Here is a 25,728-nt window from a genome sequence, read left to right as displayed (position 1 = left end):
TACTTACAAAAGATAACCGTTATCATCTGCGCGATAATTCATACAAAAGGTGTTCATGGTGGCTCGATCGCGCATTTACCCAGTCTCTCTGTCGTTGCTGGGCGTTCTGGTTGTACCTGATTTACAGGCAGAAACGGAGTCTGCTCTAACCCTACCGGCAACCGCTGTGAACAGTGAGTACAGCGAGCAGAGCTACATGTCGACCGAGAGCAGGAGCGCGCTGAAGATCGATGCCCCTCTACGAGATATCCCGCAAACCGTCAACGTAATTCCCCAGAGCGTTATCAAGGATCAGGGGGCTCAGTCGATGGAAGACGTGCTGAAGAATGTCCCCGGTATCGGCCTGTCCAATGGCGATGGCCAGCGCGATCAAGTCACCATCCGTGGTTTCAGCGCCATTGGCGACATGTACGTCGACGGCATTCGTGACGATGCGCTGTACTTCCGTGATCTGTCCAACGTCGAGCGGGTGGAAGTGATCAAGGGGCCGGCCGCAGTGCTCTATGGCCGAGGCTCTTCGGGCGGTCTGATCAACAGCATCAGCAAGAAGCCCAACTTCACGCCCAAGCAGGAGGTCGGTGTCAGTGTCGACAGCGAGGGCAAAAAGCGCACTCAGTTCGATGCCGGTTGGGCCGATCAGCAACAGGGCGATAAAGCCTTTCGTGTGACAGGGGCGCTGGAGAACAGCGACACCTTCCGGGATGACGGCTACATCGACCGCAAGGCCATCGCGCCTTCGGCCTACTTCAAGCTCTCCGACGATCTGGAACTGAACCTGGGCGCTACCTATCTGTATGACAAGCGCCTGATCGACTTCGGTATCCCAGCACGAGGCGACCGTCCAGTCGATGTGGACCGCGATAAGCGTTTCGGTTCCGCTGATCCAGATGACGATTACACCCGCAGCGAAGTGTTCTCGTTCACGGCCGGCGTCGATTACAGCATCAATGACGACTTCACCCTGAGCAACACCAGCCGCTACTACCACTACGACCTGGATCGCAACAATACGCTCGCGGACTCCAGTCCAACGCGTTTCGTTACCGCCGCCAACGGCGAATTGCTGGTAAAACTCAACCGCGGCAACGTGCAGCGCAAGGAAGACGGTTGGTTCAACCAGACCGAACTCAAGCAGCGCGCCGTGCTCGCCGGGATGAACCATAACCTGCTCTATGGTGTGGAGCTGGGGCGCCAGGTGAAGGACCAGTCCGTGTTCAGCCAACCCAACGTGGCAAGGGTGCCGGTGTACCGCGATGCTTTGGTCGACGTGCCGTTCCAGGCCAACCGGCAAACCGCCAAGGGCACCAATACTCAGGACACTGCCGGGTTCTACGTGCAGGACCTGATCGAACTGGCGCCGCAGTGGAAAGCTCTGCTGGGAGTGCGTTATGACGTGTTTGACCAGGAATACGCCGATGACCTGACGAACAAGGAACTCTCCCGCACCGACACTACCTGGAGTCCGCGAGTCGGTCTGGTCTACCAGCCTGATCATGTGCAGTCCTATTACGTCTCGGTGAGCCGTTCCTACCAGCCCTCTGCCGAAATGTTCGCTCTGAGCACGACGAACCAGGACCTTGAGCCGGAGGAAACCACCAACTTCGAGATCGGCGGCAAATGGGACCTGCTCGACAATCGCCTGGCGTTGACGGCGGCGCTGTTCCGGCTGGAACGCACCAACATGAAAACCACCGATCCGGCGAACCCGACCAAACTGGTGCTTGCGGGAGAGCAGCGTACTGATGGTCTCGAACTGACCGCCAGTGGGCAGTTGAGCGAAAAATGGCAGGTATATGCCGGTTATGCCTATCTGGATGCCGAGATCACCAAGTCCAACAGCCGTACCAACGGTATCGCCAACGAAGGCCAGACTCCGACCTTGACCCCGCGCCACAGTGCCAATTTGTGGTTGGTACGTTCTTTGACACAGGAGTGGCGTGTAGGCATGGGGGCGAACTATGTCGATGACCGTTACACCGCCTTGGATAACCAAGTGGTCATGCCGGCCTACACCACCGTGGACGCAGCGTTGCTCTACAACCAGCCGAAATGGGACATGGCCCTGCGTCTGCGCAATGTCTTCGACAAGGACTATTACGCTTCGGCGCATGGCTCGGTGGATCTGATCACACCCGGCGCACCACGGACGCTGGAGCTGAGCACCAACTACCGCTTCTGAGTACGGACCTGAAGAACAAACGCCCGGCATTGTCGAGCGTTTCCTCACGGCTGGGCCTGTACTCCCAGCCGTGCAGTGGCAGCTTTCAAAAGCCCAACTAATCTTCAATGCGCGGGTTTGAGTGAGAATCTGTCGTGTGAGAGCTTTAACGATACGAGTTTGCTCTTATAGATCAATGGCTTGAGATGAAACGGCAACAGACCCTAGGGTGTCTGCTGTCGATTGATGATGGGCAGAGGGCGGGAAAGAAACTGTTCATCCAAGCCCCGAATGTAAGCGTTATAAGCCCAGCGTACAAACTGCTCGAGCAATCGATCATTCTCCATCCGCAGACGTTGATTCTCCGCTTCCAAACGAGCAATTCGCTCGTTTGCAACTTGTAATTCAGGACTGCTGGCCTTCTTCACTCCTACTGTGGTTGAGAGTGTTTGCTTACGCAGTATGAACGCACGCCGAATCCGCTCATGTTTATGCAGAGTCTGGCGCGTGTAGGTTCCTCGTAAACGGCGAGCGACGCTTAAGATCAGCAGGTCCCACGTCAGTTTTCCAGACCAACCATCCAGGATCGACACGATCTGCTCTATAGCATCTGGGGTTAGATTTCTGGAACGAGACATTACAGGTCCTCAGCCTCTGTGCATGGCACATCTGGATCTTCAGTGTCTGGTCCCGGCAAATTACGCTTGTTCAATATTTTATGGTGGGTCAGCAACTGTTCCAGCCTTGACGCTGGGACGATCCCACGCGGCTGGATAATTGCATTTGCGGCAACGGAAGAGTCCTCAAAAATGGCACACAGTTCATCCAGTCGTTTAAGGGTCAGTGTCTGGTGCTCGACCCAACGGTTGGCACCAAACTCCTCCTCGCCCAGCGCTTCTAACGCTTTTGCGAGGAGGGCCTGGGTTTCCTGACGATACTGGCGTATAGCCTGCTCTCGGACCACATCACCTTTGATGCATACATGCTCATCACAATTGGGGCAATCTCGATGGAGTTGGCAAGGCAACATGGAAAAATCGTGCAGGCAATACCCCAAATCCGTTGTATGGGCGGTCATGATCTTCAGCGTCGCAAACTGATCCCGCGAGATCAAACTACTTGGAGGGATACCTGCCACATGACCTGCCGACTTTTCCGGGTCACCCAAAGCGGACCTCGCGAGCGCCAACACATCCCTATCGGACTGATGGTCATAGCACTTGTTTTGTCCGAGTTTGGCGCGACCGCTCCATTTGGCAATGTCGAGTTGCGATAATCCGCCCATCTGTGCCACGGTATTTAAAAAATGGCGAAATTGATGCGTCGTGATATTCATTGGACTGCCATCTAACTCACGATAACCGAACCGTTCGAAAATATTGAGAAAAGTTCGAGTACTACCTAGTTGCTTCTGAGTATAAGCGGTGTCTGGCAAGACGATTACCCCACGGTACGTTCCCCACAACTCGGTTAGCTCATTCAGCCGTGTCAAGCAAAGCGCTTCACTGTACTTCAGGTTGTTCTTCTGATCTGCCAGCGGGAAGTTAGCTGGCAGCATCGAAAGGATTACTCGCTCAACGTCCGCGAACAAAAACCTCGGAGCATGTCTCTGCTGTGGGTCATATGGAATATGTTCAAAAATCCCCTGCTTTCTGCACCACCCCGCCCCTTGCGCGGTTTGATTGCCATTGGGGGGTGGGGCGAGAAAAACAATCGCGCCCACCTGTTCTGAACTAATTAACGACCGCCCCCGTAACGCCTCCAGCTCCGTTGGCAAATACATCGCATCAGGGTGCTGCTCATACCACCGTGCCACTTCCCGCGCTGGCGTGGAAATGGTCCTGAGCTTACTCACCGCCTCGCGGGCAACACTGGCCATGGATTGCACCACCCATTTGACTTGTGCCTTACCACCCTTTGAAGGCCGCCAGCGCAATCCATACAGTTGTTGATTTGCTTTTGGATCGAACTCCTCGACTTCACACTGGTTTGAAATGGACATCACCTCATTAATGCGGCTCGGCGCCGACGCAAGCAACGCACAGACACTGGAGGTAAAAATATCGCCTGGCTTCTCGGCGGTTCTGAAAATTTCGGCAATCGCTTCTAACGAAGCTGACGAGGGCAGACGGGCCCGGCGCGACGCATCAAACTCTGGGCCAACACTGCGCACAAAGTTCGCTGGTGCCCGAAGTGGATTTTGCCATTGAAGAGGCAGCGTACAGAGTTGATGCTCCACCAGGAACTGCGAAATGCGTTTGAGTTCTGCACCGGCAAAAAATGCGGCAGAGGCTTGGTAGCGTTCGTTTAGTATCGCGCACGCACGATTAAAATGCCCCAGACTTGCCTTAATAGGTGTGACACAACTCTCCGTTTCTTCCAGAGCTACAGCGAGGGAGCGGAGCGCGGCCAATCGTGAACTGACGGTTGTATACGCGCACAACGAATAATCATAACGGCAGTAGGCTTTGGCAAAGTCTTTGTAAGGCTGAGGCAAGCAACAGGAATCCTTTTGCCCTCGTCCACTGGGGAATCCATGAAATCGCATGCTTGAACAAGAATTACGTCGTTTCAATCGAACAAAATTGGTGACATCCCAACTGTCCGCCTCAAAGACCAACTCACTGCCAAAAGCCGTCAGAGACTCTCTGGCGAGGGTAACGAAGTCCCTGAGATTGTCCTCAGCCGCCTGCTCTGCTCGGGGCTTAAACAGGATTACCCTATCGTCCATGAGCCTGCTCCTTTCTGCTGCGACATAATTGGACCACTTCTGCCACTGCGAGCAGCGTTCGATCGTTGATCGCCGCGATACGACCGTCCGGATAGCGTTTAGCATCCGCTAGCAAGAAATCCAGGACCGCCTCATGCGGCCCGTCCAACCAAGGTTGAAAACACTGACAGGTGTAACAGGCCACGGGGGCAAATAATCCGCAGAAACTGAAGCTGCCACATGACCCCATTGGCCGTGCGCTTTGATCGATACGCAAATCGATAATTCGGCTGGAGCGGTCTGCTCCACGAACGGCATTGTCCTCATGAGCTATCAGTTGACCTTTAAAAGCTTGAGCCAGAGGCGCCATGTACAGCGCAGTCGCCTTTTCAATCCGCATCGCAAGCTCTGGTGTCGCAGCTACATAGACAGCCGCAGAGTCAGTTCGCGAATGATCAAGCAAGTCCGCAATGACCAAAACCCCGTGCCCTTCACGCGCAAGATTCGTCCCTAACGTACGCCGAAAGCGCAAGGCACAGATGTTAACTATTTCCCCCGTGCGCTCAGAGCGGACGGATAGCTTGTCCAACGCGGTCACCAACAATTTCCGTAAATTCTCGCTGGTACGGTGGTATCTGGCCCATCCTGGCCCGTCCGCCAAATACTGTGACTGCCGGGGTAAAGGAAACAGGGGCGCCTGCTGGGGGTCTGGAAACGCTCCAATAAAGCGCTCACTGACGCGTCGGGCATAATCAAACAACGGTCGACCAATTTGATTCACCAGCGCTCGCGGCTTGAGTTCCTGGCGGAGCAATGCGTTTTGTTGCTTCGCACGCGGAACAAGCAAAAGAAAAGACTCTGTTCCATCCGCAGCCACCGAGCGCACAACATCACAAACCTTTAAGGCTGCCAACTGAACAGGGCGGGAACCCAACGCAATAAACAACCATGCCAGCAGGTATATGTCCTCACTCAAACGCCCTGCGCCGTAAGCTTCATTCAGGGCATCTTGAATACCCACTTGCTCAATTGGAGTAAATGGACCCAACTCGGGATCCCACGTCAATACAGCGATTCCGGTTTCTCGCTTCCGGAGCTTTTTCCTGTCCAGGACGTACACCACATCATCCTGAATACCCGGCAAGCTCATGGCATGCCATCGGCGTAAAAACGCAAAGAGATCGCGTGTTTGAAAGTCATTGGCATCGCAATGTATCAATACGTCATTTCCGCAGATAGTTTCCAACGGTTCAACGCGCCCCTCTTGCAATCGCAAGGCAAATGCTTTTAAAGCCGCAAAGCGACCCATCACAGTACTTGGCGCCCTATTTTCAACGAACCAAATCAACGTAAGATGGAATGAAGCCATGAGCACAGCAGAAAAATGTAGCCCAGAAAAATCCATGTAAACCGAATACACACCGTCCCGGTACGACCAAGCAGGCCGGTTAGGATCAAACGCGGTACCGCTTTTGCTACGAATTACCGACGGAAGTGAAGGACAGAAATCAATTCCATCGATTACGAAGTTTTCCCCTGGTTTTTTAATCATCGGAAGGAGCCTCCACACGCAATTGTTTTTGCATTTGCAAGGACACAGCGGTGGCTTTTTTCTTGATATGACGCTGGTTATACACAATCGTCATTCCGGATGTTTCGGACCACCCCATCAATCGTGACCGCAGTTTTTGCTCCATGGTCGGCGACACATCACTTCTATCAACCGCTTCCGAAAAAATATCGTTCCAGGTATGGCGAAGGAGATGAGGGCAGATGTTTTCTGGTAGTTCCGGACAGTGTTGCCGTAAAGTGATAAATACTTTATTTAGCGCCGCAAGACTCAGTGGTTTTCCTGAGCCACCGGCTACCCAAAGATATTCATGCTTACGCGAGCCTGTAACATTTCGACGAATGGACATTACATACGCTCGCGTGAGCGCTACCAACTCTGCGTCGAGCGCTAATAATCGACCGCTTGTTTTGGCATTCGGCTGTCTCAACCGTGGATCCGCCGGATCGTCTGCCCTCCTGGCAATTAAAACTTCATTGGTCTGAAAGTTAATATCCGAGATTTTGACACCAAGCAACTCACCTCTCCTGACTCCCAAGGACAATAGCCAGCGAATCATTAAGTAGTTTCGCTGCCGAACAAATTCATGAGACCACGGATTATGCTCAAACTCTGGAGCAACCACCTGTTGCAGTAGCGATACCATTTGTTCAGTTAGGCCCTCGCGAGGCGTAACATTGGATAAGCGCTGCACTGAAGGAATGCGAGCCTTTATGGCTGTAGAAACCAGTTCACGGAGTTTTTCCACCCCTGAAAAATGTGGGTTTCCTGCGCCTGTTTTTAGTAAGTGGTCGGTCGCAATCCAGTCAAGGTAACGGGCAATGTATAAAAGCCGTATAGCAATAGTACCAGGATGAATTTTTGGCGTACTAAAGCCACTGGTAGACCATGGCGATACAAACTTTCCATTTCCAATTTTTTTTCTGTCGCCCGCTGTAATTGGTAATTTACACGCCCCAACGATAGCTTCTATGTCTCCAACCGTTAAAAACTGGCCGTCGCGCAAACGGGCGGACAAATCTATCTTTAGTTCATCAAAAACAATGAACAGCACCATCAACGACCGAAGCGCCTGTTGGAGTGTGCTCGTCGACAAATTCGCCGTTCGTAACTCTGTCAGTACCCAAAGGTTAGCGCTGTGCACGGGCATGCCGTCTTGCTGAAGGCAAAGCACTGGAAAGCGCTCACCACCGTCGAACCGCACGAGTTTGATTCTGTAAGGGTTCATTGTTTACACACTCCTAAGGTAAACTATAATAAACCCTAGACTACAATCCTACTTTTCGCAAAAAAGTACGCTAATCCTCTGTTTTTATTATATTTCCCTCCTAAATATTTACGTTTTAATAGAAGTCGGCGCTACTGCATCTTCAACGACCTGGCGGTGATCAGCCGTTTCCTGCTGGAGAGTGGCCGGGTCAATCGGGTGTTGATCTTCGACTGCGACGTGCATCAGGGCGACGGCACTGCACGTATTCTGCATGACACTCCAGAGGCGGTGACCGTTTCCCTGCACTGCGAAAAGAACTTTCCCACACGCAAGGCCGAAAGTGACTGGGACATCCCGCTTCCCAACGGCATGGGCGATGCCGATTACCTGAAAGTGGTGGACGACGCGCTCAACTACCTCTTGCCCCTCTATCAGCCGGACCTGGTGCTGTATGACGCAGGTGTCGATGTGCATAAGGATGATGCGCTCGGTTACCTGAAGCTGACAGACCAAGGCGTCGCCGCTCGCGATGAAGCCGTCATGCGCCATTGCCTGGGCCGCGATATCCCGGTGGTCGGCGTGATCGGCGGCGGCTACAGCAAGGACCGCCAGGCCCTCGCCCGCCGCCATGGCATCCTGCATCACAGCGCCGAGCGGGTCTGGCAGTCATCAGGCTGTCACTGAGTTGTGGATGCTTTACCCACAATGCCTGTGGAACCACCTGTGGATAACCTGCGGGAAAGGCACTGCAGGCCTTGCGGGGTGTGGGCTGCGGAGCGGTGGTTGTTTTTTAACCAGCCTCAATAACGCCAACGAAACCTTTGTGGGAGCGAGCCTGCTCGCGAAGGCGGCAGCACATCCAACCATGATGCGTCTGACATAACGCATTCGCGAGCAGGCTCGCTCCCACCGGGGACTGGGCTGTTAGAATACCCGGCCTCATCCGCCAAAACCGCAGCGCTCCCTATGACCCAATCCCCGACCGCCTCCCCTTCCCATGTCGCCATCATCGGCGGCGGCCCCGCCGGTCTGATGGCGGCTGAAGTGTTGAGCCAGGCCGGGATCAAGGTCGACCTGTATGACGGCATGCCTTCGGTAGGACGAAAATTTCTGCTTGCCGGTGTCGGCGGCATGAACATCACCCATTCGGAAGCCTACCCGGCATTTCTTTCGCGCTATGCCGAACGCGCACCACAGATTGCGCCGCTGCTGCGTGGCTTTGGCGCCGATCACTTATGCCAGTGGATTCACGGGCTGGGCATCGACACCTTCGTCGGCAGCTCCGGCCGCGTATTCCCCACCGACATGAAAGCCGCGCCGCTGTTGCGTGCCTGGCTCAAACGCCTGCGCGACAGCGGCGTAGTTATCCACACCCGCCACCGCTGGCTCGGCTGGGATGATCGCGGCGGTTTGCGCATCGACTGTCCCGATGGCGAAAAAACCGTTCAAGCCGATGCCACCTTGCTCGCCCTGGGTGGCGGCAGTTGGTCGCGCCTGGGTTCGGACGGCGGGTGGATGCTGCCACTGGAGCAAAAGGCTGTAGGACTCGCGCCGCTGCAGCCAAGTAATTGCGGCTTCGAGGTGCAGGCCTGGAGTGATTTGATGGTCAGCAAATTCGCTGGTGCGCCGCTGAAAAACATTGCGATCGGCCTCAATGATGACGCACCAAGGCTGGGTGAATGTGTGATCACTGCGACCGGGATTGAAGGGAGCCTGATCTACGCCCTGTCGGCAGCGATCCGTGAAGCGATCAACCAGCACGGCTCGGCGACCATTCACCTGGACCTTCTGCCAGGCCGGCCTGTGGATAAAATCCAGGCTGCACTGAGCAAGTCGCGCGGCTCACGCTCGATGGCTAAACATTTGCACAGTCAGTTGGGCATCGATGGGGTGAAAGCGGCGTTGTTGCGGGAGCTGACATCTGCCGAAACCTTTACCGACATGGCATTGCTGGCCAAAACGATCAAGGCGTTGCCCCTAACCCTGGTGAAGACCCGACCATTGGACGAAGCCATCAGCAGCGCGGGCGGTGTGAAGTTCGAGTCGATGGATGAACGATTGATGCTCAAGCAAATGCCTGGGGTTTTCTGCGCGGGGGAAATGCTCGATTGGGAAGCGCCAACGGGCGGCTATCTGCTGACGGCGTGTTTCGCCAGTGGGCGTGCGGCGGGATTGGGGATGGTGGAGTGGTTGCAGCGCAAGGGCTGAAGACCAGGGCGCGCCCTTCGCGAGCAGGCTCGCTCCCACAATGGGTCTGTGTCGTACACAAATACAGTGTTCACAGAAGATCAATGTGGGAGCGAGCTAGCTCCGGGCGGCGCTCCGACGAAGGCGGCCTAACAGACGCCGCCGCTAATCAAGGCTTACGCTTACGCGGCCCAGTGTTGAACACCGGCACTTTGCGCACAGGCTTGATCGAAGGCTCCGCTGGCGCAGCCTCCCCGCTATCGACCCACTTGCCGAGATTGCGCTTACCGCCACCACCCGACGTTTTTGGCTTCTTCGGTTTCTTCGGCTTCTTGATTACCTGACCACTGGCGTCGGTGTCCGGCACGCGATGCTCTGGCTCGAAGTCCGGTTCGTTCTGACGCTTGAGCGTCTGGCGGGTCAACATCTCGATGGCCGACAGCAGATTCACTTCATCGGCGCACACCAGGGAAATCGCTTCGCCCGTGGAGCCGGCACGCCCGGTGCGACCGATGCGGTGGATGTAATCCTCGGCCACGATCGGCAAATCGAAGTTGACCACCAACGGCAGGTCTTCGATATCCAGGCCGCGGGCCGCGACATCGGTGGCGACCAGGATCTGCACTTCACTGAGCTTGAAGCGGTCCAGCGCGCGCTGACGAGTCGCCTGCGGTTTGTCGCCGTGGATGCCATCGGCGTTGATGCCCAGGCCCTGGAGTTTTTCCACCAGCGCGTCCACGCCGTTGCGGGTCTTGGCGAACACCAGCACTTGCTTCCACTTGCCCTTGCGCATCAAGTGCACAAACAGCTCCGGCTTGCGCTTCTTGTCCACCGTCACGATCCATTGCTTGACCGTATTGGCGGCAACGTTGCGCGGGCTGACTTCGATACTCAGCGGGTCATTGAGCATTTGCCCGGCCAGCAGGCGAATGTCGTCGGAGAACGTGGCGGAGAACAGCAACGTCTGGCGCTTCTTGGGCAGTGCCCGATAGATATTCGCCAGTTCCTCGGAGAAACCCAGGTCGAGCATGCGATCGGCCTCGTCCAGCACCAGGGTTTGCAGTTGATTGAACTTCAGTGCGTTCTGGCGGAACAGGTCGAGCAAACGGCCCGGGGTCGCCACCAACAAGTCGACGCCGCTGCGCAGCTTCATCATTTGCGGGTTGATACTGACGCCACCGTACACCGCGTAGGTGCGCAACGGCAGGTTCTCGGCGTATTGGCGAACCGCTTCGTGAACCTGCTCGGCCAGCTCTCGGGTCGGCACCAGAATCAGCGCACGCACCGAGTTGGCGGTGACTTTCGGCCCTTCCATGGCCAGCAACTGCAGCAGTGGCAGCGCGAAACCGGCGGTCTTGCCGGTGCCGGTCTGGGCGGCGGCCATCAGGTCGCGACCTGCCAGCACCGCCGGAATGGCTTGCGCCTGAACTGGCGTCGGAGTCTGGTAGCCGAGCGTCTCAAGGGAGCGCAGCAAGGGTTCGATCAGGCCAAGGGTGGCGAAAGTCATGGGAGTACCGTAGGAAAAATCAGCGCGATTACGCGAAACATGTTTGCAATGGCGCGCAGTTTACCCTAATTCACACGGGATTCTGTCGGCACCGCCGTCGGCTCCAACTTCACCACTGGCCGCTCCGGTGTGCGACGCCACTGCGGCAGGCCAATCAGCACCACGGCACTGATGATCACCAACATGGCCAATGCTTCTTCGATGCCAATGGTTTCTCCGACAAACACGATCCCCAGCAACACGGCCACCGCCGGGTTGACGTAGGCATAACTGGTGGCCGCCGCCGGACGCACATGCTTGAGCAGATACATGTAGGCGTTGAAGGCAATGATCGAACCGAACACGGTCAAGTACGCCAGCGCCGCCCAACCCTCAATGGGCGGGACCTGCTCCAGGTGCTCGCCGCTTACCGCGCTGCCGATCAGCAACACTACGCCGCCGACCAACATTTCCACGGCACTGGCCATTGCGCCTTGAGGCAACGGCAAGTGTTTGCTCCACACTGAGCCGAATGCCCAGGTTGCCGCGGCAAAGATCAGTAATGCCGCTCCCAAAGGACTCGATTGCAGGTTGGAGCCGAGATTAAGCATGACGATGCCAATCATCCCGAGTGCAACACCCGCCCATTCAAGACGGGTATTACGCGCGCCCCAGAAATAGCCACAGAGCAAGGTAAACAGCGGCACCGTCGCCACTGCCAGCGCGGCCACGCCGGAAGCCACGCCTGTGTGTTCGGCCACGCTGACCGCGCCGTTGCCGCACGCCAGCAGCAATACGCCGATGATTCCCGCGGCTTTCCATTGCGCCCAGGTCGGGGCTGACGCGCCGCGCCAGCGCAGGAAGGCGTACATCAGGCTTCCAGCGATCACGAAACGAATGCCGGCGAGCAGCAAGGGCGGCCAGTACTCCACACCGATGCGGATCACCAGGTAGGTCGAGCCCCAAATCACGTACAAGGCGAAAAAGGCAGCGATCAACGGTAAGGGGAAGCGACGTAGGCCGGACATGATGGGCAGCTCACAGGCAGAACAGGTGAACGGCTATTCTAGAAAGGCTAACGCTGGAAAATAAGTTACAAAACCTGTTTAAACCGCCGGTACACTTTTCAAAACACGGAGTTCAGCGCTATAAACCGTGCTTTCGAAAGTCGGTCATTTTCAGGAGCTGCCTCGATGGATAAGTACGACCGCATGCTGCTCAGCGCCCTGCTGGAAAACGGACGCGCGTCCTACGCCGACCTCGCGCGCAAGGTCAACCTTTCCGCCCCGGCCGTGGCCGAACGCGTGGCCAAACTCGAAGCCAGCGGCGTGATTACCGGTTACCAGGCGAAAGTCGACATGGCCAAGCTCGGCTTGCCGATCCAGTGTGTGATTGAACTGCGCCTGAACCAGCACGGCAACCAGAAAGCCTACGACGACCTGATCAAGATCCCGCAACTGACTGAATGCCACCGCGTGACTGGTGATCCTTGCGTGATCATGCAAGCGGCGGTGGGGTCGATGCCTGAGCTGGAAGACTTGATCAACCGGATTGCCACGTTTGGCTTCAGCAAGACGTCGATCGTGTTGTCGAGTGCGATAGAGAAGCGGGTGCCGTTGGGGCAGTTGGAAGGGAATGGCAAGGGCATTTAATTGTTGTAGGTGATCCACTGTGGGAGCGAGCCTGCTCGCGAAAGCGGAGTGTCAGTCGACATCAATGTTGAATGATCAATTGATTTCGCGAGCAGGCTCGCTCCCACAGGGGAATCCTGTCGCGGTCAGAACCCACGATGCCGCTTCAGGTGTTCATTGACCTTCGCCGCCGGCACTTTCTGCAATTTGCACAACAGATCATGGGACAGCTCGCTCAGGCCATGCCTGTGCCGCAGTTCTTCGGCCAGGTGCACCGTCAGGTTAGCCGCCATTTCGGCATCGGCCATAGCCCGGTGAGCCTTGCCGGTGTGGGGCAGGTTGGCGAAGGTGGTGAGGGTGCCGAGCTTGTGGTTAGGTGCCGCAGGCATCAGGCGTCGGGCCAGCAACAGTGAGCAGGCAAAGTTCTGCAGGCGCGTGCGTTTGATCCGCCCCAGTTCGAAGTCCCAGAACTTCTGGTCGAACGCGGCGTTGTGGGCCAGCAATGGCGTGGTGCCGACAAACTCGTTGACCTCGTTCATCACCTGCTCGGCCGAAGGCGCGGTGCGCAGCATGGCGTTGCTGATGCCGGTCAGTTGCTCGATGAAGCCCGGGACGCGCACGCCGGCGTTCATCAGGCTCTGGTAACGCTCGACGATGCGCCCTTGTTCAAGGATCACCACGGCAATTTCCGTGGCCCGGCAACTGCTGCTCGGAGAGATCCCGGTGGTTTCAAAGTCGATGACTGCTATGCGTTCCAAACCTGTTTGAACTCCGTAAAAATCAATTCTTGAGCAGCAACGCGCCTTCGATCGGCACGTAGCGGCTGGCGGCGCGGATCAGCGAGTTGGCCGTCAGGCCCGGCACGCCGTAGGCCACCGCTTGCACGCCGTGTTTGCTGATGATGCGTTCCAGCAGCATGTCGAAATCACCGTCGCCAGAGGCCAACACCACTTCATCGACATGGTCGGCCGCGTCCATGATGTCGAGGGTGATGCCCACGTCCCAGTCGCCCTTCGCCGAGCCGTCGCTGCGCTGGATATAGGGCTTGAGCTTCACGGTGAAACCGAGGTTGCGAAGGATCTGCTGGAACTGCTGCTGTTTGCTGTCGCCACGATCGATCGCGTAGGCGTAGGCCTCGACAATCTCGCCTTGCTTGCTGATATCAGCCCACAACGCGGCATAGTTGAAGTGGCAGCCATAAGCCTGGCGTACGGTGTAGTAGAGGTTCTGAACATCGGCGAACACTGCGATTTTTTTCACCGGGCACCTCGATAAAGCGCAGGCAGGATCAGGCACCAGGCCCGAAAAGTCGCCCAGTATGCCAGCCAAAAGCAGATTTTCGCGAATAATCGGCCCGAAGCGCCGCAGCGCCCCGGACGAATGGTGAATCAGACGAAGGAGTCGTCGTCGCCGCCAAAGAACGATGAGCTGTCATCGTTGTAGTCAGCATCGGCAAAACCGCCCTGGTCGTTGGCATAGGGCTCATTGCCAGCCATGCGCTGGTCATCGCCCCAGCCATTGTTGCCCTGGTCGTTGACCTGGGCCGGTTCTTCCTTGATGACTTCGACGACTTCCTGGGGTGCCTGGTTGTGGTGGAACAGACTGCTGATGCCTTGTGCCAGCATTACGCCACCCGCCACACCGGCCGCGGTCTTCAGCGCCCCACCGAGAAAGCCGCTACCCGCTGCGGGGGCCTGTTGCTGGGGTGCATAGCCCTGCTGTGGAGAAGCACCGAAGCTCTGTTGCGGCGGCGTGTTGAACGAAGGCCGCGCCGGCTCGCGCCAGCCACCACCGCCAGACACCGGCGCACTTTGCGTGGGCGCAGGCTGCGAACTACCACCAAAAATGCTCGACAAAAAGCCGCCGCTCGACGCAGGGGCCGGCGTTTGCGCCTTAGCTTGCTGCAGTTCGGCCTGCAATTTCTGGATTTGCGCAGTCAGCTGCTGGTTCTGCCCGTCGAGGCTCTTGATCGCCGCCTCCTGCACCAGAATCGCTTGGGTCATGAAATAACCGGCCGCCGGTTGGCGCACCAGGTGTTCCTTGATCCGCGCCTCGGCTTGGGCGTCGCGCGGGGCTGAGTCCGTCTCGGCCTGTTGCAGCCGGGAAAACAGTCCATCGATCAGGGTTTGTTCTTCGCTGTTCATGGCGACCTCGTAGATTGCCGGGAAAATCGTTGCCTTTGCCCATAGAGGATAAGGCGCTCGACCTTAATGGAGGCTGAAACAAGTTGTTTCAATGAGCTTTACCGAACGTTTACGTTTGCGCCCTCCCGCGCATCATCGGTTAAAGTGGGCCACTGCTTTCAACCAGCGATACCAACCGATGAATCCGTTCGATGTACTGCGTGACTCCTTGTATTTCTTCAAACGCAATCTGGGCCAGATCGTGCAGCTGTGCCTGCCACTGGTGATCATCGAGGCCCTGTTGCAACAAGTGGTTGACCATTCCACCGAGCCGGACAGTTTCCCCGGTATCAGTGTGATCGTCGGCTTGCTGGTCTATCCGTTGTACACCGCCGCCCTGATCCTGTTCCTCGATGCCCGCAGCCGAGGCGAATCGCCCAGTAACCGCGAGCTGCTGTCGAGGTCCGCCTATCTGTGGCCGCGTTTCGCCTTGCTGACCGCCCTGAACACATTGCTGATCCTGCTGGGCTTGTCGCTGTACTTCCTGCCGGGCATCTGGCTGATGGTGACCCTGGCTTTCGGCGAGTACCTGCTGGTGCTGCGTGGCTTGGCGCCATTGCAGGCCATGAAGGAAAGCCTGCGCCTGACCCGTGGCCACTTCATGCGCATCCTGGTGTGCATCCTGTGTGTAATGGGGCCGTTGTGGTTGCTCAAGGGTGCAACGTTGGCGGCGTACCCTGAGCCGCAAAACCCGGCTATCTCAATGCTGATCGACAGTGCCCACAGTTTCTTGCAACTGTTCACCAGCGTGGTGCTGTTCCGCCTGTTCATGCTGATCAGCGAAGTACCGGAAAAAATCGATGGACCACGTTGACCGTGGGCGACCGCTCGTCAGTCGGGTATGCTCGGAGGCAACTTCCGTAACGCGATAAGCCGAGCCATGCCCCGACTACTGCGCTACACCTTGCTGGGACTGTTGATCGTCATCGGCGTAGTCTGCGTAATGACGTACAGCCTGACCTGGCGCCCCGAAGCCAGGGAAATAGCGCCGGTCGCGTGCAGTACTCAAGCGCCAGGGCTGGCACCCGGCCAGGCACTGAAGGTCATGACCTGGAACGTCCAGTACCTGGCGGGCAAGCGCTATGTCTTCTGGAATGACCTGGCCGCCGGCAACGACGATTCCCCAACACCGGAAGACATGGCCTTCAGCCTCGACGAAGTGGCGCGAGTGATCCGCGACGAGCAGCCGGATGTCGTGCTGCTGCAGGAACTCGATGACGGCGCCAAGGCCAGCGATTACCAGAACCAGCTCAAACTGCTGCAGGAGCGGCTCGCCGACCTGTATCCGTGCAGCGCCCATGCCTTCGACTGGAAGGCTGACTTCGTGCCCAACCCGCACATTTTCGGCAGCGTCGGCCGGCAACTGGCGACCCTGAGTCGCTATCGGATCGAGCACGCCGAACGCCTGCAATTGCCCATCGCATCGGCCAACCCGATCAGTCGCCAGTTCCAGCCGAAAAACGCCTTGCTGGTGACGTACCTGCCATTGAGCGACGGCGGCCAGCTCGCCGTCCTCAATACCCATCTGGAGCGAGCGACCCAACCTGACGAGACGCTGCAGGCACAGATCGCGGCCGTGGCCAAGGTTCTCGATAAGTTCGAAAGCCGCGGCACGCCCTGGCTGATCGGTGGCGACTTCAACCTGCTGCCGCTGGGGCAATACCAGCGCCTGCCCAGCGAACAGCGCACCCCCTACTCCGCCGACAGCGCCCTGCATCTGTTGTGGGACAAGTACCCGATGATTCCCACCAACAACGAATCCAGTGGCATCGACCGCGCGCGCTGGCTGACCCATTACCCCAACGATACCGGCTTGAACGGCCCGGACCGGACCGTCGACTATCTGTTCTACAGCCCGCGAATCAAACGGGTCGAGGCGACGGTGCGGCAAGACGATACCCTGCGCATCTCCGATCATCTGCCGGTGATTGCACGGTTCCTGCTGCCCGCCGCGCCGTAGATCGCGGCGTCATGGCTTGCGCGGCTTGATCCGTGCCGTGGCTTCGGCCACCAGCGGGTCGTCCGGCCAGTAATGTTTCGGGTAGCGTCCCTTGAGGTCTTTTTTCACCTCGGCGTAAGTGCTGCGCCAGAAGTTCGCCAGGTCCTGGGTCACCTGCACGGGCCTTCGCGCCGGGGACAGCAAATGCAACTTGACCACCTGCCGGCCACCGGCGATGCGTGGGGTTTCGGCCAGGCCGAACAGCTCCTGCAAGCGCACGGCCAGAATCGGCGGCTGCTCGCTGTAATCCAGACGAATCGATGAACCCGATGGCACGCTCAGGTGGTGCGGCGCCAACTCGTCCAAGCGTTGTGGCAGCGGCCATGGCAACAGGTTGTGAACGATGCTCGAGAGGTCGAGATTGGCGAAATGACTGAGGCGCGAGACTTTGCCCAGATACGGCATCAGCCAATGCTCAAGGGTGTTCAGCAGCGCAGCATCGCTGACATCTGGCCAATCGCTTTCGCCCTTTCCACCCAGGTCCAGCTGGCGCAATAACGCCACCCGTGCCTGCCACTGGCGCAACTCCGGAGTCCACGGCAGCAGCTCCAGGCCTTTGCGTCGCACCAGGTTGACCAGCGCCTGGCTGCGGGCGGCTTCATCGAGACCGGTTAGCGGTTCGCGGCTGAGGATGAGCTCGCCCACCTTGCGTTGGCGCTCGGCCCGCAGCACACCTTCGCGCTCATCCCAATCCAGCTGATCGACGCATCGCACCTGTTCGGCCAGTACCGAGTCGAACAACGCCGGATCGAAATCCGCCGCCAGATAAATCCGCTCCTCACGCTGGCCCTGACGGCTGCCGAGATCGGCGATCACCAGCCACGGCTGCTTCATCAGGCTGTCGGCCTCGGCGAACAGCGCGGCGCGACCGTTGGCCAGGCGATACTCGGCACCGCCGGCACGGCGCTGTTGGGCGACGCGGTCGGGATAGGCCAAGGCCAGCAGCGCACCGAGCCAGCGTGGATGATCTGGATCGGCGACCGGCTCCGACGCCTTGGCGCGCAGATAACCGCGATATTGCCGCGCCAGTTGCCGGGCCCGTTGTACGCCACCCTGGGCGCCACGAGCGCCGCGCGCTTCGCCGGACAACAGCGCCAATCGGCCGTGCAAGTCGGCACCGGCGCCACGCAGGATATCGCGCTCGCCGAGCAAGGCCGCGACATCGCAAGCCATGTCCGCCAAGCCGAGCGCCTGTCCACGTAACAACAGGTGCGCGATACGAGGATGCGCTGGCAGCTCGGCCATGGCCTGACCATGGCGTGTCAGTGCTTCGCCCTCCAGCGCGCCCAGACGAACCAGCAAGTCCTGAGCTTGTGCATAAGCGGCTGCCGGGGGTACATCAAGCCAAACCAACTGGCCCGGTGTCACGCCCCAACGCCCCAGCTGCAGCGCCAACCCGGCGAGATCCGCCGAAAGAATTTCCGCACTGCCGTAAGCCGCCAATTGTTCGTGCTGATCCTGCGACCACAAGCGATAGCACACACCCGGTTCCAGTCGCCCTGCCCGGCCCGCGCGCTGGGTAGCACTGGCTTTGGAAATCCGTTGTGTATCGAGACGGGTCATGCCGCTGCCGGGATCGAAGCGCGGCACCCGCGCCAACCCGGCGTCGATCACCACCCGCACGCCATTGATGGTCAGGCTGGTCTCGGCGATGTTGGTGGCCAGCACCACTTTGCGTTGACCCGGCGGCGCCGGATCAATCGCCGCCCGTTGCGCGGCGAGGTCCAGTTCACCGTGTAATGGGCAGAGCAGGATTTGCGTGTTATCGCCCAGCGCATCGGCCAGTTGTTGATGCACGCGACGGATCTCGGCCTGCCCCGGCAGGAACACCAGCACGCTGCCGGTTTCGTCGCTCAAGGCTTCGAGAATGGTCTGAACCAGCCGTGGCTCGATGAATTCGCCTGCCTGGAATGGCCGGCCCCAGCGCATTGCCACCGGGTACATGCGCCCTTCGCTGCGCAGGATCGGCGCGTCGTCGAGCAATCCGGCCAGCCGTTCGCCTTCCAGGGTGGCCGACATCAAGAGGATTTTCAGCGGCTGATCGTCACGGAACAGTTCCCGGCCATTGAGGCTCAAGGCCAGCGCCAGGTCGGCGTCGAGACTGCGTTCGTGGAACTCGTCGAAGATCAACAGGCCCACGCCCTCGAGCGCCGGATCGTCCTGCAAACGCCGGGTAAGGATGCCCTCGGTAACCACTTCGATTCGGGTGTTGGGGCCGACCTTGCTGTCGAGCCGAATGCGATAACCCACGGTTTCGCCGACCTTCTCGCCCAGCTCACTGGCCAGGCGCTCCGCTGCCGCCCGCGCGGCCAGGCGGCGCGGTTCGAGCATCAGGATCGTCTGCCCGGCCAGCCACGGCTCATCCAGCAAGGCCAAGGGCACACGGGTGGTCTTACCGGCACCGGGCGGTGCTTCGAGCACGGCTTCGTGGCGTGCAGCGAGGGCTTCACGCAGAGCGGGTAAAACTTCATCAATCGGCAAAGAAATCATGCTGGCTCCCAAACAGAGCGGCGAGTATAACGGCGAACTGCGGGGCGTTCGTCAGGGTCTTAATTTCTACCGACTACGCTTCGTTTTGAAATTACCCAGGAGATTTCACATGCGTGTTCCCTTTCGCCTGATTGGCGGTGTATTGATCGCGACACTGCTAACGCAGATCACCGCATGCGGTTCGATTTTCTACCCTGATCGCCGTGGCCAGATCGACGGCAAGATCGACCCGGCCATTGCCGTGCTCGATGCCGTGGGCCTGCTGTTCTATATCATCCCCGGCCTGATCGCGTTCGCCGTGGATTTCGCCACCGGCGCGATTTACTACGCACCGGGCGAAACCGCACAGGTGGCGCCGGAAAAACTCAAGGAAGCCATCGGTGCCGACGGCAAGGTCGATAACCTCAAGTTGCAGACCATCCTGGAGCGTGAAACGGGCCGCAGCTTGCCGCTGGACGATCCACGCCTGATCCAGCACAAGGGCAGCGCCCAGCAACTGGCCATGTTCGGCCTGCAACCCGCCGCGTAATCGGGGCACGATAAGGAAAATCCGCACCCATGATCTCAAGCGTCGAACACGCCCGCCTGCTGCGGCTGGCAACCCGTGCCTCGGTGGCGGTGGCTTGCACACTGATCGTCGCCAAAGCCATCGCCTGGTGGCTGAGCGGCTCGGTGAGCATGCTCGCCGGGTTGACCGACTCGGCGCTTGACGGCGTGACTTCGCTGCTCAACCTGCTGGCCGTGCACTACGCCTTGCGCCCGGCCGACGACGACCATCGCTACGGGCATGGCAAGGCCGAGTCATTGGCCGGCATGGCCCAGGCGCTGTTTATCGGCGGCAGTGCGGTGTTGATTGCGCTACAGGCATGGGATCGGCTCAAGCATCCGGAACCGGTGGGTGCACCGTGGATCAGCATCGGGGTGATCGTGTTCTCGCTGGGCCTGACCCTGGCGCTGCTGATGGTGCAGCATCGCGTGGTCAAGGCCACCGGCTCCAACGCGGTGCGCGCCGACTCCCTGCATTACCGTTCGGACCTGCTGCTCAATGGCAGCATCCTGGTGGCGCTGGTGCTGGCCGGGTTTGGCTGGCATCAGGTCGACCCGTGGTTCGGCCTGGGCATTGCCGCCTACATCTTCTGGAGCGCGGTGACGATCGCTCGGGAAAGCTTTGCGGTCTTGATGGATGAGGAGCTGCCGCCGGATGTCAGCCAGCACATGCTGGAGCTGGCCTGCGGAGTACCGGGGGTACTGGGCGCCCATGATTTGCGCACGCGGATTTCCGGCAACCAGTGGTTTGTGCAGCTGCACTTGGAGTTGCCGGGGGAACTGACCCTGTCAGTCGCCCATGGCATCAGCGACCAGGCCGCCGACGCCATTCACGCCGCCTACCCGCGGGCCGAAGTGCTGGTGCACGCCGATCCGCAGGAAGTCGTCAAGGCCGGTGCTCAGAACGTCACCCGATAACCGCGACCATCCAGGCAACCACCCTGGGCCTGGCGGTAGGCCTGCACCACCGCCGGGTCCGGTTGCCAGGTGTCGACCCTCGGATCAAAACCACTCTGCTCGACCGCCCAGCGATAGCAATCGTATCCATCCTGGTTGATCTGCTCCGGTGACTGGCCGTTGGCCGGATAAGCCTCCACGTCGTAACCATTGCCGGTGGCCAACGGCTGGCCAGGCGGCTCGACCACCCTGTAGTCCTGAGTGTTTTCCTGATAGGCGTAGTAGGCGCCGGCTACCAGGAACAGCAATGAGCCATCGATCCAGACCTCACGGGCATAATCAGGCAGGTACTGGACGCGAATCCCGCGCGGCGGCTGAACCACCACATAGCGCGGGCCTTGCGGGCGATACCAGTAGCCGCCGGAGTAGTAGTAATCCCGGCCCCCATAGGGCACACGGTAGTCGCGATCCGGGAAGCGGTCGATCACGTGCCCCGGACGATACTGCGGGCCGGGTCCCCAACCGTTGCCGTGGCCACTGGGACGGCCCTGCCACTGGTTGCTGTCGTTGGAAGGTGCGCCGATATAGCCATTCCAGTGCGGGTTGGGATCGTTGCGCCGCGGCTCGTCCTGATAGTAACCACGCCGAGGCTGTTGGGTCTGTTGCACGGTGTCGGGTCGTGGCTGGATGGGCAGGTCATTGGCCGGCAGTTGCGGCGGTGGTGGCGGCGAACGCACCCGGCTGTTGTAGTCCGGCGCTGGACGGGTCTGCCATTGGCCGTTGTCTTGATTTTGGTTCTGGCCGTTGTGCTGATTCGGTTGCTGGCCATTTTGCGGACGCGGCGGGTTGTTGCCAGCATGGCCCTGATGGCCACCGCCCTCGTGTTGTCCGCCATCCGGACCGCGGTTTTGCGGCTGGTCGGCCAGCGATTGCGCGGTGACACTGACACACAACAGCCCAACACCGGCCAACCGCCAGATGCGCAATCTCATGCTTTTCCTCTATACGGGTCAGGGCCTGTAGGTAAGACTGGAAATGCACAGGCCGGTTCTGCAACAGGTTATCAGTCGCGGAACTTATTTATTGAGGGCGGGTGCCAAATGACAGGCAAGAAAAAGGGGAGACCCGTCGGCCTCCCCTTGAGAACTTCGTCCGTGCTCGACGCTTTTGACGTCGGCTCACCTCACGCCGTCTTCTGGACAGTGTGCAGCTCGGGGGCCAGCACATCCCCTGTGGGGGTGGCGACCGCGGCGGGCCTGATTCGGCGGGCCGCATTGGACTGTTTGTCCGAGCAGTGATTCTGGTGATAAGAATAGGCCCGGAGCACCGGCAGAGGATTGCGAATATTGCTCAAATAAACATCACTTGCGCAATTTTTAACCCTGGATAGATAATCTGTCGCAATAGTTATGACAAGGGACCGTTCGATGAGCAAACTTGACCGATATGACCTGAGCATTTTGGCTGAATTGCAGCGCGATGCGCGCATCTCCAATCAGGAGTTGGCCGAACGCATTGGCCTGTCGCCCTCCCCCTGCTCGCGGCGGGTCAAGCAACTGGAAGACGACGGCTACATTACCCGCCAGGTCGCCCTGCTCGACCGTAAGATGCTTGGCCTGAGCCTGACGGCGTATGTGCTCATCGGCATGGATCGGCACACGCCGGAACGATTCGAAAACTTCGAGGCCGCCATTCGCACCTTGCCGCAGGTGCTGGAGTGCAGCCTGGTGACCGGGATGGATGCCGATTATCAACTCAAGGTCGTGGTGCCGGACATGGACCATTACCAGAAATTGCTGCTGGGGCATTTGACGCGGATTGAAGGGGTGACCAGTGTGCGCTCGAGTTTTGTGCTCAATCAGGTTTTAAACAGCACTGAGTTACCGCTCACTCATCTGCGCAGCTGAACTGCTTCTGTAGGAGCTGCCGAAGGCTGCGATCTTTTGATCTTGTTTATTAAAAGCAAAATCAAAAGATCGCAGCCTTCGGCAGCTCCTACGAGAGCAGGTCGGGCGACGAATAGCTGCGACACGCTGCCGCAGGTCAACTCATTGCCAACATCCATTGGCGTATACTCGCCGCGCCCTTTTAGCCTCGCCCGCGCGGAGATGTTCAATGGATCCTGCAGTTTTCGAAGAGTGGATGATGACCGGCCTGGTCAGCATCCTGATCATTTTCATGGGTTTCATCGTCTGGGATCTGGCGAAGAAGTCCAAGGCCGGACGGTTTGGCTCGTTTATTCTGTTTTTCGTGCTGGGCCTTGGCGTTGCTGCATTTGTGATCAAGAGCGTGGTCATTGGCCTGATCGAATCCGGCACTTTATAAGCGCGCTGGCACTTCCTTCCACTGGCCCTGATCGAGTCCTTCGATCGTCCAGTCGCCGATCCTGACACGCACCAACCGCAACGTCGGCAACCCGACCGCCGCCGTCATCCGCCGCACCTGCCGATTGCGACCCTCGCGAATCACCAGTTCCAGCCAACTGGTCGGCACACTTTTACGAAAGCGTACCGGCGGGTTACGCGGCCACAACGGCGGCTCATCCAGTTGCCGCGCCTGCGCAGGCAAGGTCATGCCATCGTTCAATTCGACACCGTCACGCAAGCGCTGCAACTGTTCGGCACTCGGCTCGCCTTCAACCTGCACCCAGTAGGTCTTGGCCAGTTTGTGTTTCGGGTCGGCGATGCGTGCCTGGAGCTGGCCGTCGTTGGTCAGCAGCAGTAGACCTTCGCTGTCGCGGTCCAGTCGTCCTGCGGGGTAGATCCCCGGGACATCGATGTAGTCCTTGAGGGTCGCGCGCCCTTCTGCGTCACTGAATTGCGTCAGCACATCGAAGGGTTTGTTGAACAGGATCAGCCTGGGCGCAGCGGGAGGCGCCTTGGCGACACGGCGCGGGGCTGCTGGGGATGGCTTTGCGCCAGGGCGGCGGGAAACAGGACGTTGCACACGGGACATGGTGAAGGAACATCTAACGGTCAGGGCTGCTAATGCTAGTAGCCCGACCGTTAAATGACCATCGCCAAATCAGCGGAACGGCGGCTCGTCGAAGCTGCGCAGTTTGCGCGAGTGCAACGAGTTGAGCTCTGTGCGCAACAAGTCCACGGCTTCGATACCGATTTTCAGGTGCTGGCTGACCGCGCGCTCATAAAAGGCGTTGGCTGAGCCAGGCAACTTGATTTCGCTGTGCAGGGGCTTGTCCGACACACAAAGCAACGTGCCGTAAGGCACCCGCAAGCGATAACCCTGGGCCGCGATCGTACCGCTTTCCATGTCCACTGCCACGGCGCGGGACAAGTTGATCAACGGCCGCTCCTGAGCCCAGCGCAGCTCCCAGTTACGGTCGTCGTAAGTCAGTACGGTGCCGGTACGCAGGCGCTTTTTCAGCTCGTCGCCCTTTTCGCCGGTAATGTTGGCCGCCGCCTGTTGCAGTGCGAGCTGCACTTCGGCCAAGGCCGGAATCGGAATATTTGGCGGCACGACCCGGTCGAGAATGCCGTCACGGCGCATATAGGCGTGGGCCAGCACGTAGTCGCCAATGGTCTGGGACTGACGCAACCCGCCGCAGTGGCCGATCATCAGCCAGCAATGCGGACGCAGTACCGCCAGGTGGTCGGTGATGTTCTTGGCGTTGGACGGGCCGACGCCGATATTGACCAGGGTCACGCCGTGGCCATCAGTAGCAATCAGGTGGTAGGCCGGCATCTGGTAGCGATGCCAGACCACACCTGCGGCAATCGCCGAGGCTTCACCGTGATCCATGCTCTTTTCGATGATCACATTACCCGGCAGCACCATGCGCACGAAGCGCGGATCTTTGCGCAGTTGCTCCAGGCCATGGACGATGAACTGGTCGACGTAACGGTGATAGTTGGTCAGCAGGATCCATGGCTGCACATGCCGCCAGTCGCTACCGGTGTAATGCACCAGACGGCGCAGGGAAAAATCCACTCGGGCGGCATCGAACAGCGCCAAGGGCAGCGGATCGGTGTTTTCCCAATCGTACAAGCCGTCGGCAATACCGTCGGTCGCCGCCGACAGGTCGGTGCTCGGGAACACCCGCGCCAGCACGGCGGCGGTGACACCGGAGCCGGCCAACTCATCGCCCTGCTCGACCACGTATGGATAAGGAATGTTCTGCTGGCTGACACCGACCTCCACGGTCACGGTGAAGTCGTGCATCAACGGCACGAGTTGCTCCAGCAGGTATTTACGGAAGGCAGCGGGATGGGTGACGGTGACGCTGTAGGTGCCTGGCAACTGGACCTTGGCGTAGGCCCGCGTGGTCTGCGGGACTTCGCCCTGGCAGTGGTAGGTCAGACGCAGTTCGGGATAACGAAACATTGCCCGCTGTTCGGCGTCCGGCTCGACACGATCCTTGAGATAACGCTTGAGCGCCTGGCTCAGAGCGGTGGTTGCACGATTGTGCAAGAGCGCAAGCCGGTCTACAGCTTGCTCGGCGGTTTGAACGACAATAAAAGCTTCGGTCACGATCAGCATCCTGTGTTCTGACTTGCAGGCCTTCATCTTGCCTGTATCGTCGCTTCACGGGAACAGTGGCGACACAAATGCAGGGAGCGCCGCAGTTCCCCTGTGGGAGATTCTATGGTTGAGGGGAAGCCCTCAACTGGTTTTCGGTTGGTATTCACTCTGCCCCTTCAGCA

General features: G+C 58.8%; 22 protein-coding genes and 1 pseudogene. 10 read left to right on the top strand and 13 right to left on the bottom strand.

Annotation, left to right across the window (positions count from 1 at the left end; translation table 11 throughout):
• Positions 1-55: 55 nt before the first annotated feature.
• Positions 56-2,179: a TonB-dependent receptor gene (locus AC1Q8Q_RS14775; protein ID WP_032861799.1), complete on the top strand. Its 2,124-nt coding sequence runs from the start codon at positions 56-58 to the stop codon at positions 2,177-2,179.
• A 203-nt stretch (positions 2,180-2,382) separates the two neighbouring features.
• On the opposite strand, the gene AC1Q8Q_RS14770 is transcribed toward AC1Q8Q_RS14775, so the two are convergent.
• The 4 genes from AC1Q8Q_RS14770 to AC1Q8Q_RS14755 are packed head-to-tail and all read right to left on the bottom strand — an operon-like array spanning position 2,383 to position 7,666.
• Positions 2,383-2,796, bottom strand: coding sequence for a hypothetical protein (locus tag AC1Q8Q_RS14770; RefSeq protein ID WP_082422834.1), 414 nt, complete (start codon positions 2,794-2,796; stop codon positions 2,383-2,385).
• Complete coding sequence (locus tag AC1Q8Q_RS14765; RefSeq protein WP_492615190.1) at positions 2,796-4,889, bottom strand: integrase; 2,094 nt, start codon at positions 4,887-4,889, stop codon at positions 2,796-2,798. Before AC1Q8Q_RS14765 ends, AC1Q8Q_RS14770 begins: the two co-directional genes overlap by 1 nt.
• Positions 4,879-6,420: a site-specific integrase gene (locus AC1Q8Q_RS14760; RefSeq protein WP_492615189.1), complete on the bottom strand. Its 1,542-nt coding sequence runs from the start codon at positions 6,418-6,420 to the stop codon at positions 4,879-4,881. Before AC1Q8Q_RS14760 ends, AC1Q8Q_RS14765 begins: the two co-directional genes overlap by 11 nt.
• The gene (locus tag AC1Q8Q_RS14755; protein ID WP_492615188.1) at positions 6,413-7,666 is read right to left on the bottom strand and encodes a tyrosine-type recombinase/integrase; all 1,254 of its coding nucleotides are present in this window, start codon (positions 7,664-7,666) and stop codon (positions 6,413-6,415) included. The genes AC1Q8Q_RS14760 and AC1Q8Q_RS14755 overlap by 8 nt, the downstream gene beginning before the upstream one ends.
• 132 nt (positions 7,667-7,798) lie before the next feature.
• Between AC1Q8Q_RS14755 and AC1Q8Q_RS14750 the strand changes: the two are divergent.
• Positions 7,799-8,332, top strand: a pseudogene (locus AC1Q8Q_RS14750) (histone deacetylase family protein); the annotation flags it as partial.
• A gap of 282 nt (positions 8,333-8,614) precedes the next feature.
• Complete coding sequence (locus AC1Q8Q_RS14745; RefSeq protein WP_492615187.1) at positions 8,615-9,856, top strand: TIGR03862 family flavoprotein; 1,242 nt, start codon at positions 8,615-8,617, stop codon at positions 9,854-9,856.
• A gap of 148 nt (positions 9,857-10,004) precedes the next feature.
• Here the strand turns inward: AC1Q8Q_RS14745 and rhlE1 are convergent, their stop codons facing one another.
• On the bottom strand, positions 10,005-11,342 hold the full coding sequence (gene rhlE1, locus AC1Q8Q_RS14740) for an RNA helicase RhlE1 (protein ID WP_020798716.1): 1,338 nt from the start codon (positions 11,340-11,342) through the stop codon (positions 10,005-10,007).
• 65 nt (positions 11,343-11,407) lie between these two features.
• Positions 11,408-12,349, bottom strand: coding sequence for a drug/metabolite exporter YedA (yedA, locus tag AC1Q8Q_RS14735; protein WP_492615186.1), 942 nt, complete (start codon positions 12,347-12,349; stop codon positions 11,408-11,410).
• Between the two features lie 165 nt (positions 12,350-12,514).
• On the opposite strand from yedA, the gene AC1Q8Q_RS14730 reads away from it, so the two are divergent.
• Positions 12,515-12,973, top strand: coding sequence for an Lrp/AsnC family transcriptional regulator (locus AC1Q8Q_RS14730; RefSeq protein WP_110750947.1), 459 nt, complete (start codon positions 12,515-12,517; stop codon positions 12,971-12,973).
• A gap of 125 nt (positions 12,974-13,098) precedes the next feature.
• Here AC1Q8Q_RS14730 and AC1Q8Q_RS14725 read toward each other — a convergent pair whose 3' ends face one another.
• The 3 genes from AC1Q8Q_RS14725 to AC1Q8Q_RS14715 form a co-directional block, all read right to left on the bottom strand.
• On the bottom strand, positions 13,099-13,710 hold the full coding sequence (locus AC1Q8Q_RS14725) for a 3'-5' exonuclease (protein WP_020798720.1): 612 nt from the start codon (positions 13,708-13,710) through the stop codon (positions 13,099-13,101).
• Between the two features lie 22 nt (positions 13,711-13,732).
• Positions 13,733-14,212, bottom strand: a complete 480-nt coding sequence (locus AC1Q8Q_RS14720; protein ID WP_007946629.1) for a LabA-like NYN domain-containing protein — start codon at positions 14,210-14,212, stop codon at positions 13,733-13,735.
• 128 nt (positions 14,213-14,340) lie between these two features.
• On the bottom strand, positions 14,341-15,096 hold the full coding sequence (locus tag AC1Q8Q_RS14715) for a DUF2076 domain-containing protein (protein ID WP_492615185.1): 756 nt from the start codon (positions 15,094-15,096) through the stop codon (positions 14,341-14,343).
• A gap of 178 nt (positions 15,097-15,274) precedes the next feature.
• Here AC1Q8Q_RS14715 and AC1Q8Q_RS14710 point away from each other — a divergent pair, with 178 nt between their 5' ends.
• Complete coding sequence (locus tag AC1Q8Q_RS14710) at positions 15,275-15,949, top strand: YciC family protein (protein ID WP_020798722.1); 675 nt, start codon at positions 15,275-15,277, stop codon at positions 15,947-15,949.
• 66 nt (positions 15,950-16,015) lie between these two features.
• Entirely contained in the window at positions 16,016-17,095 is a 1,080-nt protein-coding gene (locus tag AC1Q8Q_RS14705) for an endonuclease/exonuclease/phosphatase family protein (protein ID WP_020798723.1), read from the top strand.
• 9 nt (positions 17,096-17,104) lie between these two features.
• Here AC1Q8Q_RS14705 and hrpB read toward each other — a convergent pair whose 3' ends face one another.
• Entirely contained in the window at positions 17,105-19,624 is a 2,520-nt protein-coding gene (hrpB, locus tag AC1Q8Q_RS14700; RefSeq protein ID WP_492615184.1) for an ATP-dependent helicase HrpB, read from the bottom strand.
• 109 nt (positions 19,625-19,733) lie between these two features.
• Here hrpB and AC1Q8Q_RS14695 point away from each other — a divergent pair, with 109 nt between their 5' ends.
• Together AC1Q8Q_RS14695 and AC1Q8Q_RS14690 are read left to right on the top strand one after the other, a co-directional pair.
• Positions 19,734-20,153, top strand: coding sequence for a hypothetical protein (locus AC1Q8Q_RS14695; protein WP_020798725.1), 420 nt, complete (start codon positions 19,734-19,736; stop codon positions 20,151-20,153).
• Positions 20,154-20,182: 29 nt separating this feature from the next.
• Entirely contained in the window at positions 20,183-21,088 is a 906-nt protein-coding gene (locus AC1Q8Q_RS14690) for a cation diffusion facilitator family transporter (protein WP_020798726.1), read from the top strand.
• Here the strand turns inward: AC1Q8Q_RS14690 and AC1Q8Q_RS14685 are convergent.
• Positions 21,070-22,059, bottom strand: coding sequence for a DUF6515 family protein (locus AC1Q8Q_RS14685; RefSeq protein ID WP_020798727.1), 990 nt, complete (start codon positions 22,057-22,059; stop codon positions 21,070-21,072). The two genes, AC1Q8Q_RS14690 and AC1Q8Q_RS14685, sit on opposite strands and share 19 nt — an antisense overlap.
• A gap of 435 nt (positions 22,060-22,494) precedes the next feature.
• Between AC1Q8Q_RS14685 and AC1Q8Q_RS14680 the strand changes: the two genes are divergently transcribed.
• Both AC1Q8Q_RS14680 and AC1Q8Q_RS14675 read left to right on the top strand, forming a co-directional pair.
• Positions 22,495-22,974: an Lrp/AsnC family transcriptional regulator gene (locus AC1Q8Q_RS14680; RefSeq protein WP_007894448.1), complete on the top strand. Its 480-nt coding sequence runs from the start codon at positions 22,495-22,497 to the stop codon at positions 22,972-22,974.
• Positions 22,975-23,182: 208 nt separating this feature from the next.
• Entirely contained in the window at positions 23,183-23,392 is a 210-nt protein-coding gene (locus AC1Q8Q_RS14675; RefSeq protein WP_007937369.1) for a DUF2788 domain-containing protein, read from the top strand.
• Here AC1Q8Q_RS14675 and AC1Q8Q_RS14670 read toward each other — a convergent pair.
• On the bottom strand, positions 23,387-24,022 hold the full coding sequence (locus AC1Q8Q_RS14670; RefSeq protein ID WP_020798729.1) for a pseudouridine synthase: 636 nt from the start codon (positions 24,020-24,022) through the stop codon (positions 23,387-23,389). The two genes, AC1Q8Q_RS14675 and AC1Q8Q_RS14670, sit on opposite strands and share 6 nt — an antisense overlap.
• Before the next feature lie 69 nt (positions 24,023-24,091).
• Positions 24,092-25,591 carry an AMP nucleosidase gene (amn, locus tag AC1Q8Q_RS14665; RefSeq protein WP_020798730.1) on the bottom strand — a complete coding sequence of 500 codons (1,500 nt, stop codon included), beginning with the start codon at positions 25,589-25,591 and terminating at the stop codon, positions 24,092-24,094.
• Between the last annotated feature and the right edge of the window lie 137 nt (positions 25,592-25,728).

This window comes from Pseudomonas sp. GW823-FHT06B06 (assembly GCF_058795195.1).
This window is presented reverse-complemented; position numbering and strand designations above follow the sequence as displayed.

What these genes read in the sequence shown, in the direction of transcription:
- amn (WP_020798730.1), bottom strand. Translation starts at nt 25,591, where the DNA reads ATGAAGGCCTGCAAGTCAGAACACAGGATGCTGATCGTGACCGAAGCT.
- AC1Q8Q_RS14705 (WP_020798723.1), top strand. Translation starts at nt 16,016, where the DNA reads ATGCCCCGACTACTGCGCTACACCTTGCTGGGACTGTTGATCGTCATC.
- AC1Q8Q_RS14765 (WP_492615190.1), bottom strand. Translation starts at nt 4,889, where the DNA reads ATGGACGATAGGGTAATCCTGTTTAAGCCCCGAGCAGAGCAGGCGGCT.
- AC1Q8Q_RS14760 (WP_492615189.1), bottom strand. Translation starts at nt 6,420, where the DNA reads ATGATTAAAAAACCAGGGGAAAACTTCGTAATCGATGGAATTGATTTC.
- AC1Q8Q_RS14690 (WP_020798726.1), top strand. Translation starts at nt 20,183, where the DNA reads ATGATCTCAAGCGTCGAACACGCCCGCCTGCTGCGGCTGGCAACCCGT.
- AC1Q8Q_RS14770 (WP_082422834.1), bottom strand. Translation starts at nt 2,796, where the DNA reads ATGTCTCGTTCCAGAAATCTAACCCCAGATGCTATAGAGCAGATCGTG.
- AC1Q8Q_RS14775 (WP_032861799.1), top strand. Translation starts at nt 56, where the DNA reads ATGGTGGCTCGATCGCGCATTTACCCAGTCTCTCTGTCGTTGCTGGGC.
- AC1Q8Q_RS14730 (WP_110750947.1), top strand. Translation starts at nt 12,515, where the DNA reads ATGGATAAGTACGACCGCATGCTGCTCAGCGCCCTGCTGGAAAACGGA.
- AC1Q8Q_RS14715 (WP_492615185.1), bottom strand. Translation starts at nt 15,096, where the DNA reads ATGAACAGCGAAGAACAAACCCTGATCGATGGACTGTTTTCCCGGCTG.
- AC1Q8Q_RS14745 (WP_492615187.1), top strand. Translation starts at nt 8,615, where the DNA reads ATGACCCAATCCCCGACCGCCTCCCCTTCCCATGTCGCCATCATCGGC.
- AC1Q8Q_RS14675 (WP_007937369.1), top strand. Translation starts at nt 23,183, where the DNA reads ATGGATCCTGCAGTTTTCGAAGAGTGGATGATGACCGGCCTGGTCAGC.
- AC1Q8Q_RS14685 (WP_020798727.1), bottom strand. Translation starts at nt 22,059, where the DNA reads ATGAGATTGCGCATCTGGCGGTTGGCCGGTGTTGGGCTGTTGTGTGTC.
- AC1Q8Q_RS14710 (WP_020798722.1), top strand. Translation starts at nt 15,275, where the DNA reads ATGAATCCGTTCGATGTACTGCGTGACTCCTTGTATTTCTTCAAACGC.
- AC1Q8Q_RS14695 (WP_020798725.1), top strand. Translation starts at nt 19,734, where the DNA reads ATGCGTGTTCCCTTTCGCCTGATTGGCGGTGTATTGATCGCGACACTG.
- hrpB (WP_492615184.1), bottom strand. Translation starts at nt 19,624, where the DNA reads ATGATTTCTTTGCCGATTGATGAAGTTTTACCCGCTCTGCGTGAAGCC.
- rhlE1 (WP_020798716.1), bottom strand. Translation starts at nt 11,342, where the DNA reads ATGACTTTCGCCACCCTTGGCCTGATCGAACCCTTGCTGCGCTCCCTT.
- yedA (WP_492615186.1), bottom strand. Translation starts at nt 12,349, where the DNA reads ATGTCCGGCCTACGTCGCTTCCCCTTACCGTTGATCGCTGCCTTTTTC.
- AC1Q8Q_RS14670 (WP_020798729.1), bottom strand. Translation starts at nt 24,022, where the DNA reads ATGTCCCGTGTGCAACGTCCTGTTTCCCGCCGCCCTGGCGCAAAGCCA.
- AC1Q8Q_RS14755 (WP_492615188.1), bottom strand. Translation starts at nt 7,666, where the DNA reads ATGAACCCTTACAGAATCAAACTCGTGCGGTTCGACGGTGGTGAGCGC.
- AC1Q8Q_RS14680 (WP_007894448.1), top strand. Translation starts at nt 22,495, where the DNA reads ATGAGCAAACTTGACCGATATGACCTGAGCATTTTGGCTGAATTGCAG.